The organism is Parabacteroides provencensis, from assembly GCF_900232875.1.
GTDB lineage: Bacteria > Bacteroidota > Bacteroidia > Bacteroidales > Tannerellaceae > Parabacteroides > Parabacteroides chinchillae.
The window spans coordinates 215,109-231,986 of record NZ_LT960492.1 but is presented as its reverse complement, the minus strand read 5'-3'; the positions used below and the strand labels follow the sequence as shown (position 1 = coordinate 231,986).

The 16,878-nt window shown below is 40.7% G+C and carries 16 protein-coding genes; 11 read left to right on the top strand and 5 right to left on the bottom strand.

Annotated features, from left to right (window positions below):
• Positions 1 to 3: 3 nt before the first annotated feature.
• The 3 genes from CTY47_RS15725 to CTY47_RS15715 are packed head-to-tail and all read left to right on the top strand — an operon-like array spanning position 4 to position 3,227.
• The gene (locus CTY47_RS15725) at positions 4 to 795 is read left to right on the top strand and encodes a glucosamine-6-phosphate deaminase (RefSeq protein ID WP_099465734.1); all 792 of its coding nucleotides are present in this window, start codon (positions 4 to 6) and stop codon (positions 793 to 795) included.
• A complete protein-coding gene (locus CTY47_RS15720; protein WP_099465733.1) occupies positions 792 to 1,796 on the top strand; it encodes a Gfo/Idh/MocA family protein in 1,005 nt (334 codons plus the stop codon). The genes CTY47_RS15725 and CTY47_RS15720 overlap by 4 nt, the downstream gene beginning before the upstream one ends.
• A gap of 33 nt (positions 1,797 to 1,829) precedes the next feature.
• A complete protein-coding gene (locus CTY47_RS15715; RefSeq protein ID WP_099465732.1) occupies positions 1,830 to 3,227 on the top strand; it encodes a putative oxidoreductase C-terminal domain-containing protein in 1,398 nt (465 codons plus the stop codon).
• Positions 3,228 to 3,321: 94 nt separating this feature from the next.
• Here CTY47_RS15715 and gadC read toward each other — a convergent pair whose 3' ends face one another.
• Complete coding sequence (gene gadC / locus CTY47_RS15710) at positions 3,322 to 4,818, bottom strand: putative glutamine/gamma-aminobutyrate antiporter GadC (RefSeq protein WP_099465731.1); 1,497 nt, start codon at positions 4,816 to 4,818, stop codon at positions 3,322 to 3,324.
• Between the two features lie 232 nt (positions 4,819 to 5,050).
• On the opposite strand from gadC, the gene CTY47_RS15705 reads away from it, so the two are divergent.
• Positions 5,051 to 5,818 (top strand): potassium channel family protein, encoded by a 768-nt coding sequence (locus CTY47_RS15705; protein WP_099465730.1) that lies wholly within the window; start codon positions 5,051 to 5,053, stop codon positions 5,816 to 5,818.
• Positions 5,819 to 6,201: 383 nt separating this feature from the next.
• Here CTY47_RS15705 and glsA read toward each other — a convergent pair whose 3' ends face one another.
• Positions 6,202 to 7,164: a glutaminase A gene (gene glsA / locus CTY47_RS15700; RefSeq protein WP_099465729.1), complete on the bottom strand. Its 963-nt coding sequence runs from the start codon at positions 7,162 to 7,164 to the stop codon at positions 6,202 to 6,204.
• A gap of 3 nt (positions 7,165 to 7,167) precedes the next feature.
• Positions 7,168 to 8,610, bottom strand: a complete 1,443-nt coding sequence (locus tag CTY47_RS15695) for a glutamate decarboxylase (protein WP_099465728.1) — start codon at positions 8,608 to 8,610, stop codon at positions 7,168 to 7,170.
• A gap of 207 nt (positions 8,611 to 8,817) precedes the next feature.
• On the opposite strand from CTY47_RS15695, the gene CTY47_RS15690 reads away from it, so the two are divergent.
• From CTY47_RS15690 to CTY47_RS16980, 3 genes are all read left to right on the top strand, one after another.
• Positions 8,818 to 10,041, top strand: a complete 1,224-nt coding sequence (locus tag CTY47_RS15690; RefSeq protein WP_099465727.1) for an MFS transporter — start codon at positions 8,818 to 8,820, stop codon at positions 10,039 to 10,041.
• Positions 10,042 to 10,055: 14 nt separating this feature from the next.
• Positions 10,056 to 10,973 carry a DMT family transporter gene (locus tag CTY47_RS15685; protein ID WP_099465726.1) on the top strand — a complete coding sequence of 306 codons (918 nt, stop codon included), beginning with the start codon at positions 10,056 to 10,058 and terminating at the stop codon, positions 10,971 to 10,973.
• Positions 10,974 to 11,039: 66 nt separating this feature from the next.
• On the top strand, positions 11,040 to 11,192 hold the full coding sequence (locus tag CTY47_RS16980; RefSeq protein ID WP_158228549.1) for a hypothetical protein: 153 nt from the start codon (positions 11,040 to 11,042) through the stop codon (positions 11,190 to 11,192).
• Positions 11,193 to 11,258: 66 nt separating this feature from the next.
• Here CTY47_RS16980 and CTY47_RS15680 read toward each other — a convergent pair whose 3' ends face one another.
• Entirely contained in the window at positions 11,259 to 11,597 is a 339-nt protein-coding gene (locus CTY47_RS15680) for a pyridoxamine 5'-phosphate oxidase family protein (RefSeq protein WP_099465725.1), read from the bottom strand.
• Between the two features lie 4 nt (positions 11,598 to 11,601).
• Positions 11,602 to 12,105, bottom strand: a complete 504-nt coding sequence (locus tag CTY47_RS15675) for a GNAT family N-acetyltransferase (RefSeq protein WP_099465724.1) — start codon at positions 12,103 to 12,105, stop codon at positions 11,602 to 11,604.
• Positions 12,106 to 12,261: 156 nt separating this feature from the next.
• Between CTY47_RS15675 and CTY47_RS15670 the strand changes: the two genes are divergently transcribed.
• Genes CTY47_RS15670 through CTY47_RS15655 form a run of 4 tightly spaced genes read left to right on the top strand, consistent with a single transcriptional unit; the run spans position 12,262 to position 16,838 of the window.
• Positions 12,262 to 12,852, top strand: a complete 591-nt coding sequence (locus tag CTY47_RS15670) for a hypothetical protein (RefSeq protein WP_099465723.1) — start codon at positions 12,262 to 12,264, stop codon at positions 12,850 to 12,852.
• 3 nt (positions 12,853 to 12,855) lie between these two features.
• A complete protein-coding gene (locus CTY47_RS15665) occupies positions 12,856 to 13,734 on the top strand; it encodes a DUF2764 domain-containing protein (protein WP_099465722.1) in 879 nt (292 codons plus the stop codon).
• Positions 13,735 to 13,736: 2 nt separating this feature from the next.
• Positions 13,737 to 15,494, top strand: coding sequence for a V-type ATP synthase subunit A (locus CTY47_RS15660; protein WP_099465721.1), 1,758 nt, complete (start codon positions 13,737 to 13,739; stop codon positions 15,492 to 15,494).
• 24 nt (positions 15,495 to 15,518) lie between these two features.
• Positions 15,519 to 16,838, top strand: a complete 1,320-nt coding sequence (locus tag CTY47_RS15655; protein WP_099465720.1) for a V-type ATP synthase subunit B — start codon at positions 15,519 to 15,521, stop codon at positions 16,836 to 16,838.
• Positions 16,839 to 16,878: the final 40 nt, after the last annotated feature.

Genomic DNA, 16,878 nt, shown 5'->3' with positions numbered 1-16,878 from the left:
ACAATGAATTTTACAAAAGATGAGTTGACGGTTGAGATTTATTCCACCCGCCGGGAAATGGGAGAATGTGCTGCTAAGGAAGTTTCATCCTGCATACATAAGTTATTACAGGAAAAGGATGAAATTAATATGATATTTGCTGCTGCCCCTTCCCAAAATGAATTTTTAGAGGCATTGACTGCCGATACCACTATTGAATGGACCAAAATTAACGCTTTCCATATGGATGAGTACATCGGGTTAAAACAAGATGCACCACAAGGCTTTGGCAATTTTTTAAAAGAGCGGTTGTTCGACCGTATACCTTTTAAGAGTGTGAGCTACATTGACGGGCAGACAGCTTTACCTCACGTTGAGTGTGCCCGTTATTCCAAGTTGTTGAAAGATTACCCTGTAGATATTGTCTGCCTCGGAATAGGAGAGAACGGGCATATCGCATTTAACGATCCACATGTGGCAGATTTTAATGACCCCCGTTTGGTGAAAGTCGTTTCACTTGATGAAAAATGTCGTATGCAGCAAGTTCACGACGGTTGTTTCAGCAACTTGTCCGAAGTGCCTACCCATGCTTTCACACTGACGATACCGGCACTCGTATCTGCCCGGTTTATGTATTGTATTGTACCGGCCAAGACAAAATCGCAGGCCGTTTATAATACAATCAACGGAGAAATTTCCGAAATTTGCCCAGCTTCCATCTTACGACGCAAGCAAGGAGCAACGTTGTATCTGGATGCTGATAGCGCATCTCTTTTAAAACAAGAAAAAGTTAAATTAAAAATAAATGCATTATGAAACGTAGAATTCTATCCATTATCATTATAGCATGTCTTGCTATAGGTGTGACTTATGCACAGAAGGTGATTAAAGTTGGTATTATAGGATTAGATACCTCACATTCACCAGCCTTTATAGGTATGCTGAATAGCAAGAATCCCAAACCGGAGTTTTCAGGTTTTAAAGTTGTGGCTGCTTATCCGTATGGTTCTCGTACCATAGAAAATAGTATGAAGCGTATTCCGGGATATATAGATAAAGCGAAAGAAAATGGTGTTGAGATAGTCAACTCCATTGCAGACCTGCTGAAGAAAGTGGATTGCGTTATGCTTGAAACAAACGATGGAAACTTGCATCTTGAACAAGCTCTTGAAGTCTTGAAAGCTGGCAAAATCTTGTATATAGACAAACCGGTTGCCGCAGACCTTACAGAAACTATTGCCATCTTTATGCTGGCTGATAAATACAAAGTTCCTGTATTCTCTTCTTCTGCTTTGCGCTATGTTCCGCAAAATCAGGATTTGCGTAATGGCAAGTTCGGGAAGATCATGGGAGCAGACTGTTGTTCTCCAGCTCCTGGCGAACCATCTCATACCGACTTTGCTTGGTACGGTATACATGGTGTGGAAACTCTTTACACTGTAATGGGTACAGGTTGCAAACAAGTTTCACGTACGTCGGCAAAAGGTACAGATGTTGTAGTTGGTCTTTGGGAAGACGGACGTATCGGTACTTTCCGTGGTATTCGTCAAGGTAAGGATGCTTATGGTGGAACGGCATACTGCGAAGGCGGAAAGGTTCAGGTTGGCGAATATAGCGGATATGAATGCCTGCTGGTTCAGATAGTGAATTTTTTCAAGACAAAAGTTGTTCCTGTTACACCGGAAGAAACGATAGAGATTTTTACATTCATGGAAGCTTCCAACGAAAGCAAGCGCCAGGGTGGTTGCCCGGTATCTATGCAGGCTGTTTATGACAAAGCCAGATACGAGGCTGCTAAAATCGTTGCTAAATATTAAGCTGGATAAATAAGTAAAAAGACTTCGGTATTTATGAAATATGCACTATATCTTTTATCAATCCTCTTGTGTGCCTGCAATCCGGCATCGAAGAAGACAGTAGATAATTCCTCTGATCAGAACGGAGAGGTAAGACTGATAACATTAGCTCCCGGCCATTTCCATGCTGCATTAGTACAAAAGGAAGCCTTGGATGGTGTTGATTCTACTGTTTATGTCTATGCACCCGACGGGCCGGAATTGGATAGCCATCTTAAACTTATTCAATCTTACAATAGCCGCGAAGAGAAACCTACGCATTGGAACGAAGTTGTTTATCGTGGCAACGACTTCCTGCAAAAAATGCTGCAGGAAAGACAGACTGAGAAAAGTCATAACGTTGTTATGCTTGCCGGTAATAACCGCGATAAGACCGATTATATCCTGCAAGCTGTATCTTCCGGATTCAATGTCCTTTCGGATAAGCCGATGGCTATAGACAAAGCCAGTTTTGAAAAATTGGAGAAGGCATTTGGGGTAGCAGCTCAAAACAACGTAGTGCTCTATGATATAATGACAGAACGCTACGACGTATGGAGTGAGATACAACGTCTTTTGATGCAGAATCCGGAACTTTTCGGTGAACTCGTAGATGGTACGGAGAAGGAACCGGCAGTATCTGTTTCCAGCATACATCATTTTTATAAAGTGGTATCCGGTAAACCGTTGATACGTCCGGTATGGTATTATGATGTAGAGCAGCAAGGCGAAGGTATAGTAGATGTTACAACACACTTGGTAGACCTGATCCATTGGAAGTGTTTCCCTGAACAGATTGTAGATTACAAGAAAGATATACAGCTTCTTTCGGCTAAACACTGGGCAACTCCGTTGTCAAAACAACAATTTACTATGTCTACCGGATTAACTGAGTATCCGGATTTTCTCGGTAAATATGTTTCTGATTCCGTATTGAATGTTTATTCTAACGGCTCTTTTCAATATATGGCAAAAGGTAAGCTGATAGATTTAAGTGTGATATGGAACTTTGAAGCGCCTAAAGGAGCTGGAGATATTCATAAATCTATTATTCGCGGGACGAAAGGAACCATCTCTATTCTCCAGGGAGAAGAGCAAGGATTTGTACCGAAGTTATATATAGAAAGAGATAAAAAGATTAATAAAACCACTTACCGTCAGATGCTGGATCAGGCAATTGCCGACTTGCAGACGGAATACCCGGGAGTAGCCCTTAAAGAGGAGGGGAATCGTTGGGAAATCGTTGTTCCTGTTGACCTTCAGTCGGGACATGAAAAACATTTCTCGTCCGTTATAAGGAAATATCTCGGTTATTTGAATCAAGGGAATATGCCGGTATGGGAAATTCCTAATATGCTTACTAAATATTATTTAACCACAACAGCATTGAGTATGGCAGGGGACTCGAAATAAGTCCATACAACTACCTACGTATTTTATAAATAAGAAAGGATGTGTCCGTGAGGGATACATCCTTTCTTATTTAATAAACAGACAGATTTATGTATCAGGCTTTCGGTGCACTCTGGGTACTCTGTGTGTTTTGCGCATTGTTCTCTTCCCAATGGAACGGTTCAAATTGAGAATTAGGATCAACCCATGTCGGTTTCTTGACTGCGTAGATAATAAACGGAGCTGCTACTACAACAATTACTCCGATAAACAATACGGCAAACCATACGGTGTTGTTTCCTGTTGAAATCTGACTCGGTGGGATGAAACTTAATATGAATGCTAATAGTGAACCACAGAATCCAAGTCCGCCGACAATCCACATCAAACCGTTTCCTCCTTTACCAATACGGAAAGGACGGTTTAGTTTCTTCATTTTATAACGCAATGCGATAGCTCCCGAGAACATCAACATATACATTATCAGATAAAGGATCACTGTGAGCTGTGACAGGATTTGATAAAAACTTTGTACCGACGGCATAACAACGAACAATAAACTCAATAAAGTAACTGCTGCGCCTTGTATATACAGGATGTTTTTCTGTACACCTAATTTATTGGTTTTTTGGAAAAATGGAGGAAGATAACCTGCTTTACCAACAGCAAAGATACCTTTGGAAGGACCGGCAACCCATGTCAATACACCTGCCAATACACCAAATGCTAATGCTATGGCAATGACCGGAGACAGCCATGAAGCGTGTATATATTTGAAATAATTATCGAAGCCAACCAGCAAACTTTGTGTTAAGTTGATGTCCTTTTCAGGGATAATAATACCTAATGCGAATGTACCCAGCACGAAAATGATAACTGTGATTAAAGCGCCGATAAATACAGCTTTCGGATAGTTTTTAGAAGGATTATCTACATCTTTCACGTGGATACCACCCATCTCCATACCGGCATAGAACAAGAAGATACTAGCTGCCAGAACCAGGTTGTCGAATTTGGAGAAGTCCGGGAAGAAGCTGCCGCTGAAGTCCATATTGGAATGTCCCCCGGTTGCCAGATATACAATACCCAGGATAATAAGCAGGGCAGCCGGAATGATTGTTCCTACCATACCGCCGACTTTGGCAACTTTACCAACCCAACTTAAACCTTTCAGGGAAATAAAAGTAGCCAACCAGTAAATGATCAATACAATTGCCAGCGTATAATATTTATTATTGGCAAGCAACATATCTTCCGGATGATCCATTCCGATGAAGGCAATAGACACAGCACCGAATGTAAGTACGGTAGGATACCATATCGTACTTTCGATCCATTGCACCCATATTGCAAGAAATCCTAATTTTTTACCGTATGCTTCGCCTACCCATCGGAATACACCACCTTGCTTATCCTGGAACATGGCGGCCAGTTCGGCGGCTACTAAAGAAGTAGGGATCAGGAATACGATTGCGGCGAAAAGATAATAAAATGCCGAACTCAGTCCGTAAACTGCTTCGGCCGGCAGTCCGCGTAAAGATACAACTGCCGTTACGTTCATGATTGCGAGAGTAAACACTCCCAGTTTCACTGCTTTGTTAATATTTGCCATAGATTTATGTTTTTAAAAAGTGAATACAATGTCACTTTGCGTTTAAGTCTGTGGTAATAACAATACAACTCTGGAGATGTTTCATGACGGATTTGTCAAACTTGGTTAATTAACATATTTCGCCGTGGAACAATTTTTCTGATGCTTTTGTTATCGTCATTAATCAGGAAGTCGGGAAGACGAGTAGTTAGCTACAGTCTTCCCGACTTCTTAACTACTAAAAAATAATATAATGAAGATGGCTCTTTATGAAATCGTACTTCGTAAAAAGGGTATTTACGGAGTGTTGCACGTATTGATTTTGCTTATGTCCCTCTTTTTGGTGATAAGCATTTCGCTCGATACATTTAATAATATAGAATTCTACACGCAACCTTCATACAAGAAGATACAATTGTGGATATGTTTGTTTTTTCTTTTCGATTTCTTTCTTGAATTTTTCTTATCGAAAAATAAAGTGCGTTATATTCGTTCGCATTTTATCTTCTTTCTTGTAGCTATTCCCTACCAGTACATTATTCATTACTTCAAACTTGAATTTTCGCAGGAGGTAAATTACTTCATCCAATTTATTCCTTTGGTAAGAGGTGGATATGCCTTGGCTATTGTAGTTGGCTGGTTATCCTATAATAGGGCATCGGGGTTATTTGTTTCTTATATAACGATGTTGTTTGCCACTGTTTATTTTTCCAGCCTTATTTTCTATGTGCTCGAATTGGGAGTGAACACCGGGGTTCACAATTACGGTGATGCGCTGTGGTGGGCCTTCATGGATGTTACGACTGTAGGATCGAATATTGAGGCCGTAACTACAACCGGACGTATTCTGTCTGTAGTGCTTGCTGCACTGGGTATGATGATGTTCCCAATCTTTACTGTCTACGTTACAAGCATTGTGCAGAAGGCAAATGCTCAAAAAATGGAATATTATCAGAATAAAAATGCAGACGAAACCACAAATGCGGGCAAAGACGCTAAACCAAGCCAGCCGGAGAAATAAGAAATACCTTCAGCTATAACGAGCCGTATACGTCTGACCTTATTTTAATGATCTGCCGACCGTAGAACGACCGTTTTGTAATCGTCAGAGTAGTTTGCCGACTGTAGAACGCGCGTATTATGATCGTCAGAGTGGTTTGCTGACTGTAGAACGAGCGTATTATGATCGTCAGAGTGGTTTGCCGACTGTAGAACGCGCGTATTATAATCGTCAGAGTAGTCTGACGGTTTTAAAAGGACGATGTTATTAACTTCGTAGGTATTCCGAGAGAACGCAGGTAACACAGACGGCGCAGAGTAACGCAGACTTCTATTAATAATTAATATAGTCTGCGTTTATCTGTGCTCAGCCTGTGTTACCTGCGTTCCTTAATTCCGGGCTTTTTATCCAAATACAGCGTGATCTCCGCCAAAGACATTTAATCCCAGCTTGTTCATGATGTACTTAATGGCAAGCTGCGCTTTAACAGAGTTGCCTGATCCGTCCAATGGAGGTGCGAAAGCCGAGATACCGAACTGTCCGGGCAATACGCCCATTACGCCGCCACCTACGCCGGTCTTTGCCGGAATACCGGAGGTATAGAGCCAGTCTCCTGTATGCTCGTAGAAGCCAACGGTAGAAATCAGGGATGTGATTTTGGGTGACAAATCTGCTTCAAACACTTCTTTTTTGGTAACCGGATTTACTCCCTTGTTGGCAACCGTAGCAGCTGCTACAGAAAGTTGCTTGGCGGTAATTCCCAAAGAACATTGGCGTGTATAAAGATCAAGCGACATGTCGGGATCGTCGTAAATACGATTGTAATTCTTCAGCAACCAGGCGATAGAGCGATTGTTGAAGTTCGTAGCCGATTCCGATTTATACAACTCGTCAATCAACTGCGGAGCGCTTCCGCAAAGATCGGTTATGTTGGATACAATGGCATCCCATTTCTTTTTTGCATCACCTACCGGCTGAACCATACTACATGCTGTAATGGCACCTGCATTTACCAATGGGGTAGAAGGGTGGTCGTTTTCCAGCAATATGGCTATGATGGAGTTGAAAGGAAGTCCGGTTGCATCGGCTCCGATCATGTCCAGTAGCTTTTGCGCGCCGTACTGACGCAAAACAAGGATGGCGGTATGTACTTTTGATACCGATTCGATACCAAAGCGATACTCCGTATCACCGATTTCGACTGTTTGCCCGTTAAGCAGACAGATGCTGATACCGAAGAGGTTCTTGTCTATATTGGCAAGATAAGGAATATAGTCGGCATTCTTACCGTCCGTGTTGGACTTGAACTGGTTGTATGCCTCCTGTGCAACCTCTTTCAATTGTGTTAATGTTATATGCTTCTCCATAGATTACTTTTTTGTTGAATGCCCTGAACCGGTATGTGTATAGACTTTTCCTTTAATAGGAATATTTTTATCCTGGGCAATACGGGTAGGAGTAGGATATTCCAGTTTTTCAAGTTCTACAATGGCATTCTTAATGTCTCCAAGCAACATGTCGGCCATGTCTCTACTGAATCCCTGGCGTACGACAACACGCATAACTACGTAATTTTCCAGTTTTTCCGGTAATGTGTAAGCAGGAACCATCCAGCCGCTCTGCTGCAATTTATCCTGCAAGTCGTAAAGTGTCCATTTTGCTTTCTGTGCATATTCCGGTTTCAGATACCAAATGAATAGCGGGTTTACAACTTCCTTGCTGTAATTAACGAACGGAGCCATTTTGCCTATTTCGTTGTGGATGTATTTGGCAATTTCCAAAGAGTTGTACTGTATCTGTTTGTAACCTTCAAATCCCAAACGGATAAATTGGTAATATTGTCCCAGTATCTGTGCAGCCGGGCGAGAGAAGTTCAAACCTACCTGTGTAATATTGGCTCCCAGATAATTTACACTGAATGACATTTCATCAGGCAAGTATTGTTTACCTTTCCAGACAACCCAGCCTAACCCCGGATAAACCAATCCGAATTTATGTCCTGACGTACTGATGGAAAGAACCCATTTCAAGCGGAAATCCCATTTTACTTCGGGATTCAGGAATGGTAAAATAAAACCACCGCTGGCGGCATCTACGTGGATCGAAATGTCATAACCGGTTTTTGCATTGTAAGCATCAAGGGCTTTGTCAAGGGCTTCCACATCATCGTTCAGGCCTGTCCATGTAACACCTTGGATAGGGACGATACAAATGGTGTTTTCGTCACACATCTTTAATGCTTCTTCCGGATCAAGCGTTGTCTTGTCCAACGTCAAAGGTACCTGGCGCATTTCAATCTGCCACAACTGTGCGAATTTCTCCCATACAACCTGGAATCCGGCCGAGATAACAAAATTAGGCTTGTCTGTTGGTTTTCCTTGTGCCTGTCTTTTTTTACGCCAGCGCAACCATGCGGCAACACCCCCTAGCATACAAGCTTCGGATGAACCGATGGCCAGTGCGCCTGTTTTCCATTTTTCAGGGTCAGGAGAATTCCAAAGGTTAGCCATTATGTTGATACATTTTGCATTCATAACAGCAATTCTCGGATATTCCGTTTCGTCGATGTAGTTGATATTGATTGCCTCGTTCATCAATTTGGTTGCATAGTCATCCATGTATGTGGTAACGAAGGTTGCCAAGTTCAAACGTGGCTGTGTTTGTGCGAAGGTTTCGTCTTTTACCATCTGGTACGCAATCTCCGGGGTCGTAGGACCATCGGGTATTTTATCTACCGGAGAGGGATTCAACATCATTTCGGAACCGAAAATTGCCGTTTTGGCATCACCTTTTCTGAAATCTGAGTCTTTCATTTTGATTTAGTTTTTGATGTTAATAATATGTTTGAATCAATGGGAATTTATGTCCCATCGAGCGTTTATAGCCAAACAGATGTCTTTTCCGAATGTTTTGGCGTTTTACATTATTTGGCGTTTTTTAGTGCCGTAGCACACTCGACCGATATATGCAAAACTTTCATCGTATATGATTTGTTTTTCGTAGAATAAATACCGTATCTTATGAAAATACAAACAGGACAGGGAACCATCCCTTTAATCACACTGGTGGGCATATGGTCTATATCAGCCTTAAACGCGTTGCCAGGTCTGGCTGTGTCTCCTATATTGGGGAAATTGGCCGTCATTTTTCCCGAATCGACGGAGCTGGATATCCAGATGTTGTCGTCGTTGCCTTCCTTATTGATTATTCCTTTCATTATTTTGGCTGGTAAACTGAATGAGAAAGTAAATACGATATGGTTGCTACAATCGGGACTGGTCATTTTTGCGCTTAGCGGTGTGTTATATTTGTTGTCTGATAAAATGTGGCAGTTAATTGCCGTCAGTGCATTGATGGGAATCGGCTCGGGGTTGATAGTACCTTTATCGACGGGATTGATCTCTAAGTTTTTTATCGGGGCGTATCGTACCAAACAGTTTGGGTTAAGCTCTGCTATTACGAATGTTACATTGGTAATAGCAACGGTTGTTACCGGATATCTTGCCGAAATTAACTGGCATCTGCCATTTGCCGTATATTTGTTGCCTATAGTTTCCATTGTCCTGTCGTTTTATTTAAAGAATAATATGGATAAGGTGGAGCCGGCTACGGTTTCCGAAAAAACGATGTCTGTACCATCCGGCCAGGTGATTATAGAAGGTAAATTCGGAGTGGATATAAAGAAACTGATCCAGATTATGCTTTTCTATGGGCTAGCTACCTATTTGGTTATAATCATTAGTTTTAACCTGCCTTTCCTGATGAAGGAGTATAAGTTTACGAGTGGCAATTCGGGACTGATGATTTCGTTGTTCTTTTTGGCTATTATGGCACCGGGCCTTATGCTGAACCAGATAGTAGGCTTGCTCAGGAATAAGACGAAGTTTTACAGTTTACTGAGTATTGCTGTAGGAATGGCATTGATAGTAGTTTCAAGAACCGAGTGGTTGATTGGTTTGGGATGTATTTTAATAGGATTGGGGTATGGTGTTATCCAGCCGATTGCTTATGATAAAACTACGCGGACGGCTATTCCGAAAAAAGTGACTTTGGCGCTTGCGTTTGTCATGTCAATGAATTATCTGGCTATTTTATCATGCCCGTTCATTATCGATTTTTTCCAGTCGATGTTTGATATAAAATCTCAACAGTTTGCTTTTATTTTTAATGGATGTATTGCACTTATTGCGGCTGTCTTTGCTTATGTAAAACGAGATTCATTCTTATTTGATGATAAATTATAAAACAAGTATAAACAGTGAAGAATAAAAAGTTAGAAGCGAATATCAGTATGGTTGTCGGCAAGACATTCAGTGGTTTAAACATGAATGCCTTGAAGTATTTATTGCCGCTTTGGTTGAGTCCGTTGGTGGGAGCTACTTTTAGGTGCGTATTTGCAGCGGTGGCATTTTGGATCATAGGGTTGTTTATGAAAAAAGAGCCGGCTTCATCGAAAGATAAAGTAATGTTGTTTCTTTTAGGGGCGATCGGAATATATGGTTTTATGTTCCTTTACCTGATTGGATTAAGCAAAACTACACCCGTGTCGAGTTCTATATTCACCAGTCTGCAACCGATATGGGTGTTTGTAATCATGGTTCTTTTTTATAGAGAGAAGGTTACATTTATGAAGATTTTAGGCATTGCCGTTGGATTGGGAGGTGCCTTGCTTTGTATCCTGACGCAAAAAAGTGATGATTTGGCGGCGGATGCATTTAATGGGAATATGCTATGTCTGGCAAGTTCTGTTTTTTATGCCGTATATCTGGTGTTAAGTAAACGGGTTTTAATGTCGGTGGATATGATAACGATGCTACGTTATACATTTACGGGAGCTGCATTCTCCAGTTTAATCATTTTACCTTTTTATGGATTCGAGGCACGTTTGTTTTCGGATGCATTTCAATGGTGGCCATTTGCCGTGTTGATGTTTGTACTTATATTTCCAACTGTACTGACCTATTTCCTTGTTCCTATCGGGTTAGAATATTTGAGTACGACATTGGTTGCCATTTATGGTTATTTGATACTGATTGTGGCAACTATAACTTCTTTGCTTTTAGGCCAGGATCGTTTTAGCTGGATGCAAACGACAGCTATTTTGCTAATATGTTTTGGCGTTTATTTAGTAGAGATTGCTGAAGGAAAAGAGAAAAAAGCTGCAAATCTTTCTTAAAGGCAGGAACTAATTGTATATACAAAAATGTTACTGTGTTAGTATTAACTATAAAACGGATCTGCTATGAACAGAGAAAAAGCAAGAAGGAAGATGTTGAAGTACCGGTTAGCTTTGGGAGAACCTACAAACGATAAATTGGCAGTTATATATTCCGTAAAGGTAACGACTATACGGATTGTAGATTATCCTAAAAAGACAACAGATGCCAAGAAATAAAAAACATCCCGATGATTTTATAAAATGTTCCCGATGATTTGTACAAATCATCGGGAACATTTTTTCTTATGGAGCCAACCTTTCAATCTTCCATGTTTTATTGTCTCCATTCTGAGTGTATAAAATGCGGTCATGCCTGTTTTGTATTACTTGGCTTTGTGGAGAAATCCGGGCACCTATTCTACTTTTATAGGGTCTGTTGGCAAAGTAAGTATCAGATTCTTCGGGGGAACATTTTTCTACTTTCCCTTCGATGTGTATCTGCCTTTCCAGTTTATGCCATACAAATGATATTGATATATAAGGATTGTCTGCCAGTTGTTTCCCTTTCCGGCTTTCGTAGTTTGTGAAAAATATAAACTTTTTGTTTTCCAATCCTTTCAGTAAAACTGTACGGGTATGAATCTATTCAGTTTCCTATTTTCATTATCATAATGAAGTCGTTCATGTAATAGCCGTTTCCGATATGGTGGTCGCGGATTGCGACTTCTTCAAATCCCATGTGTTTGTAAAAGTTGACAGCCGGATTATGCCGGTTTACATATAATTCTATGGTAAAAGGGGTAGAACAGATGCTTTTCAGATAGGCAATGCCTTGTTCTATGATATATCTCCCTATGCCACTTCCGTGGGTTTCGGGTAGCGAGTATATTTTTTGAAAATTAAATAAATCATTTTCTTTTTTCTCGATAGATAAATAGCCTGCCGGTTCATCGTCTTTGAATATGATGAAAAACTGGTGATGTAATTCGTTCATTTGTTTGAGGATATTTTCCGGTGCATACATCATGTCAAACATGTAATCCAACTGTTCTTTGGATAGAATGCTTCCATATGTGTTTCCCCATGTACGGGAAGCCAGGGAACGAATTGTTAAACAATCGTCTGTTGTCGCTTTTTTGATTGAGAACATATTATATTTATTTTAAACGAACAAATGTACAAATTAAAATAAATGGGACTGCATTTTAGCTTGATTTCACATTTAAAATGAGGTTTATTCAAGGAAAAGAATATCTTTGTGGGCGTTTACTATAAATGAAAATATAATTTATAATATAAGTAGGAAATGGATACAAAAATTCAGGAACTGACCGACAAAATCTACCAAGAAGGAGTAGAGAAAGGGAATGAAGAAGCTGGACGGATTATTGCAGATGCTAATTCACAGAAGCAAACTATTATAAGTGAAGCAGAAGCAGAAGCAAAACGCATAGTTGCCGCCGCTGAAAAACAGGCTTCCGAATTGAAGAAAAACACGGAAGCAGAGTTAAAATTATTTGCTACCCAATCTGTTGAGGCGCTAAAGAGTGAAGTGGCAAACCTCATTACAGGAGAAATCGTTTCCTCAAATGTGAAAGCGGCTGTTTCTGATAAGGCATTTATGCAAAAAGTAATCCTTGATATGACAAAAGAATGGGTGCAAAATGAAGCTCTTACTATTCAGACAAATGATGCGGATGCACTTGCCAAATATTTTGAAACTAATGCTAAAGACCTGCTAAATAAAGGTGTCAAGATAGAGAAAGTAAACGGTAAAGAAACCTCATTCGCAATTATTCCGGCTGACGGCTCCTATAAAGTAACCTTTGGTGAAGAGGAGTTTGTGACATTCTTCAAGGAATTTCTTCGTCCGCAGTTGGTAGAAATGTTATTCTAAATTATGAGTAAGTATTATTACTTAATAGCCGGACTCCCCAATATTGCATTAGATGATAGCAAACTGACTTATTCTGTTGCCGAATTCAGGCAAGAGATAGATAATCAATTATCTGATGCTGACAGGATATTGATTGATCTGTTTTTTCTCAAGTATGAGAATCTGAACGTGATTAATCATGCCAAATATCCGGACAGAGACCCTGATCCGCGGGGAAGGATTACGTATGACGAATTCAACGAACTTTATAAGGCGTTGAAAGAAGAAGAAAAACCTCCTAAAAATAATAACATACCTTCTTATTTCGTTGAATTTTTCAAGCTTTATTTGGCAGAAGAAGCTAAGGAAAATAAAGGAGAAAAGGAGTATATTTCGTGGGAAGACCGTTTGGCTGCTCTATATTATGCATACGCGATGGATTGCGGGAATGCTTTTGTAAGAGAGTGGTTTGAACTTAACCTGAATATAAACAATATGCTTACGGCCATTACTTGCCGTAAATATGGTTTTGATAAGGCGGATTATATCGTGGGGCATAATGACGTTGCAGAAAGTATTCGTACTTCTAATGCGCGCGATTTCGGATTAGGCGATACTATAGATTATTTACCCGAATTACAACGGATAGCAGAAGAATCGGATCTTATAGTACGTGAAAAAAAAGTAGATCTTCTGAAATGGAAATGGCTTGACGATAACACGTTTTTTAAAACGTTTGATATAGAAAGTGTGTTTGCTTATCTGTTGAAGCTGGAAATGATAGAACGTTGGGTAACTTTGGATAAAAATACAGGCGAGAAAACGTTCCGTGAAATAATAGGCGCAATGAAGAAGGGAAGTGAAAACGCGTTGGAAGAATTTAAAAGAAACAATAATAAATAATTATGGCTACGAAAGGAATTGTAAAAGGAATCGTATCCAACCTGGTAACCGTTGAGGTGGATGGGCCGGTTTCTCAAAATGAAATCTGTTACATTTCCGTCGGAGGTGTGAAACTGATGTCGGAAGTAATTAAAGTAATAGGTAAGAATGCCTTTGTACAGGTGTTTGAAAGTACACGCGGTATGCGTGTAGGTGATGAGGCCGAATTCCAGGGACACATGTTAGAGGTAACATTGGGACCGGGCATGTTGTCGCGTAACTATGACGGTTTGCAGAATGACCTGGATAAGATGGATGGTGTTTTCCTGAAGCGTGGAGAATATACTTTTGCGCTTGATAATGATAAAAAGTGGGATTTCAAGCCATTGGCGAAAGCCGGGGATAAGGTTGTTGCCGGTGACTGGTTGGGTGAAGTGGATGAAAACTTCCAACCTCATAAAATTATGGTGCCTTTTACATTTCAAGGTACATTTACTGTAAAGTCCGTAATTGCGGCCGGGCAATATACCATCAACGAAACGATAGCTGTCCTTACAGACGAGAATGGTAACGATATTAATGTTACTATGATCCAGAAATGGCCGGTAAAGAAAGCTATTACCTGCTATAAAGAAAAACCCCGTCCCTATAAATTGCTGGAAACAGGCGTTCGTACGATAGACACTGTTAACCCGATCGTGGAAGGTGGTACCGGTTTTATTCCCGGACCTTTTGGTACTGGCAAAACTGTACTTCAACATGCTATTTCCAAACAGGCTGAAGCTGATATTGTAATTATTGCTGCCTGCGGTGAACGTGCAAATGAGGTTGTGGAAATCTTTACTGAATTTCCTGAATTGGTAGACCCTCATACGGGACGTAAGCTGATGGAACGTACCATCATTATTGCAAATACATCCAACATGCCGGTTGCTGCACGTGAAGCTTCTGTATATACGGCAATGACAATTGCAGAATATTACCGTAGTATGGGATTGAAAGTTTTGCTAATGGCGGACTCTACTTCCCGTTGGGCACAGGCGTTGCGTGAAATGTCCAATCGTTTGGAAGAACTTCCCGGACCGGATGCGTTTCCTATGGACTTGTCGGCTATTGTGGCAAATTTCTATGCCCGCGCAGGTTTCGTACACTTAAATAATAATGCAACAGGATCTGTAACGTTTATTGGTACGGTATCTCCGGCTGGTGGTAACTTAAAGGAACCCGTAACAGAGAATACGAAAAAAGTAGCTCGCTGTTTCTATGCGTTGGAGCAGGAACGTGCAGACCGTAAACGTTATCCGGCTGTAAATCCGATTGACAGTTATTCCAAATATCTCGAATATCCCGAATTTCAGGAATATATAGCTAAACATATTTCTCCTGTCTGGATCGAGAAAGTAAATGAAATCAAAACCCGTATGTTGCGTGGTAAGGAAATTGCCGAGCAAATCAATATTTTGGGTGACGATGGAGTTCCTGTTGAATATCACGTTACATTCTGGAAGTCTGAACTTATAGACTTTGTTATTTTACAGCAGGACGCTTTTGATACAATTGACGCCGTAACTCCACTGGCCCGTCAGGAATTTATGCTGGATAAGGTAGTAAATATCTGTCGTGCTGATTTTAAGTTTGATACTTTCCTGGAAGTTATGGATTATTTTAAGAAGATGATTAATATCTTCAAACAGATGAACTATTCCGAATATGAAAGTGACCAGTTTAAAAAGTTCAATGCAGAACTGGATGCTTTGGTTAAGGAGCGAGTTGAACAATGATAACCGTCAGCTAAAAATAATGTTATGGCAACAAAAGCATTTCAAAAAATATATACGAAAATTACCCAGATAACAAAAGCTACCTGTTCGTTGAAAGCAACAGGTGTCGGGTATGATGAGTTGGCTTCCGTTGATGGAAAACTGGCTCAGGTAGTAAAGATTATCGGCGACGAAGTTACGCTGCAGGTGTTTTCCGGAACAGAAGGTATTCGTACAAACGCAGAAGTAGTGTTTATGGGTAAAGCTCCTTCTTTGAAAGTTGGAGATCAGTTGGCAGGCCGTTTCTTTAATGCTTATGGTGATCCGATCGATGGCGGTCCGGTTCCCGAAGGAAAAGAAGTGGAAATTGGCGGTCCGTCTGTAAACCCGGTTCGTCGTCAACAACCTTCAGAGTTGATCGCTACAGGTATTGCCGGTATCGACTTGAATAATACATTGGTGACAGGACAGAAGATCCCGTTTTTTGCTGACCCGGACCAACCTTTTAACCAAGTGATGGCTATGGTAGCATTACGTGCTCAGTCAGATAAGATTATCTTAGGTGGTATGGGTATGACAAATGATGACTACCTGTTTTTCAAGAATACATTTAGCAATGCCGGTGCGTTGGACCGTATCGTTAGTTTTATCAATACAACGGAAGACCCTTCCGTAGAACGTATCTTGATTCCGGATATGGCTCTTTCTGCTGCCGAATATTTTGCAGTTCAGAAGAATGAAAAAGTACTGGTGTTGTTGACGGATATGACTAACTATGCCGATGCTTTGGCTATTGTGTCTAACCGTATGGATCAGATTCCTTCAAAAGACTCAATGCCGGGTTCTTTATATTCTGACCTGGCTAAGATTTATGAAAAGGCAGTTCAGTTCCCGGCAGGTGGTTCTATTACGATTATTGCTGTAACCACATTGTCTGGCGGCGATATTACGCATGCAGTGCCTGATAATACCGGTTATATTACGGAAGGCCAGTTGTATCTTCGTCGTGACAGTGATGTAGGTAAGGTTATTGTAGACCCATTCCGAAGCTTATCACGTTTGAAACAGTTGGTAACAGGAAAGAAAACGCGTGAAGATCATCCTCAGGTAATGAATGCGGCAGTCCGTTTGTACGCCGATGCCGCCAATGCGAAGACTAAGCTTGAAAATGGTTTTGACCTGACTGACTACGACAACCGTACATTGGCATTTGCAAAAGATTATTCATCAAAATTGCTTGCTATTGATGTTAATTTGGATACAACAGAAATGCTTGATGTTGCATGGAATTTGTTTGCACATTATTTCACTCCGGAAGAAGTAAATATTAAGCAGGCGCTGGTAGATAAATATTGGCCGAAATAATTCCTTCCGAACGAAATTGGAATTTCTCCCGAGAGAAGTT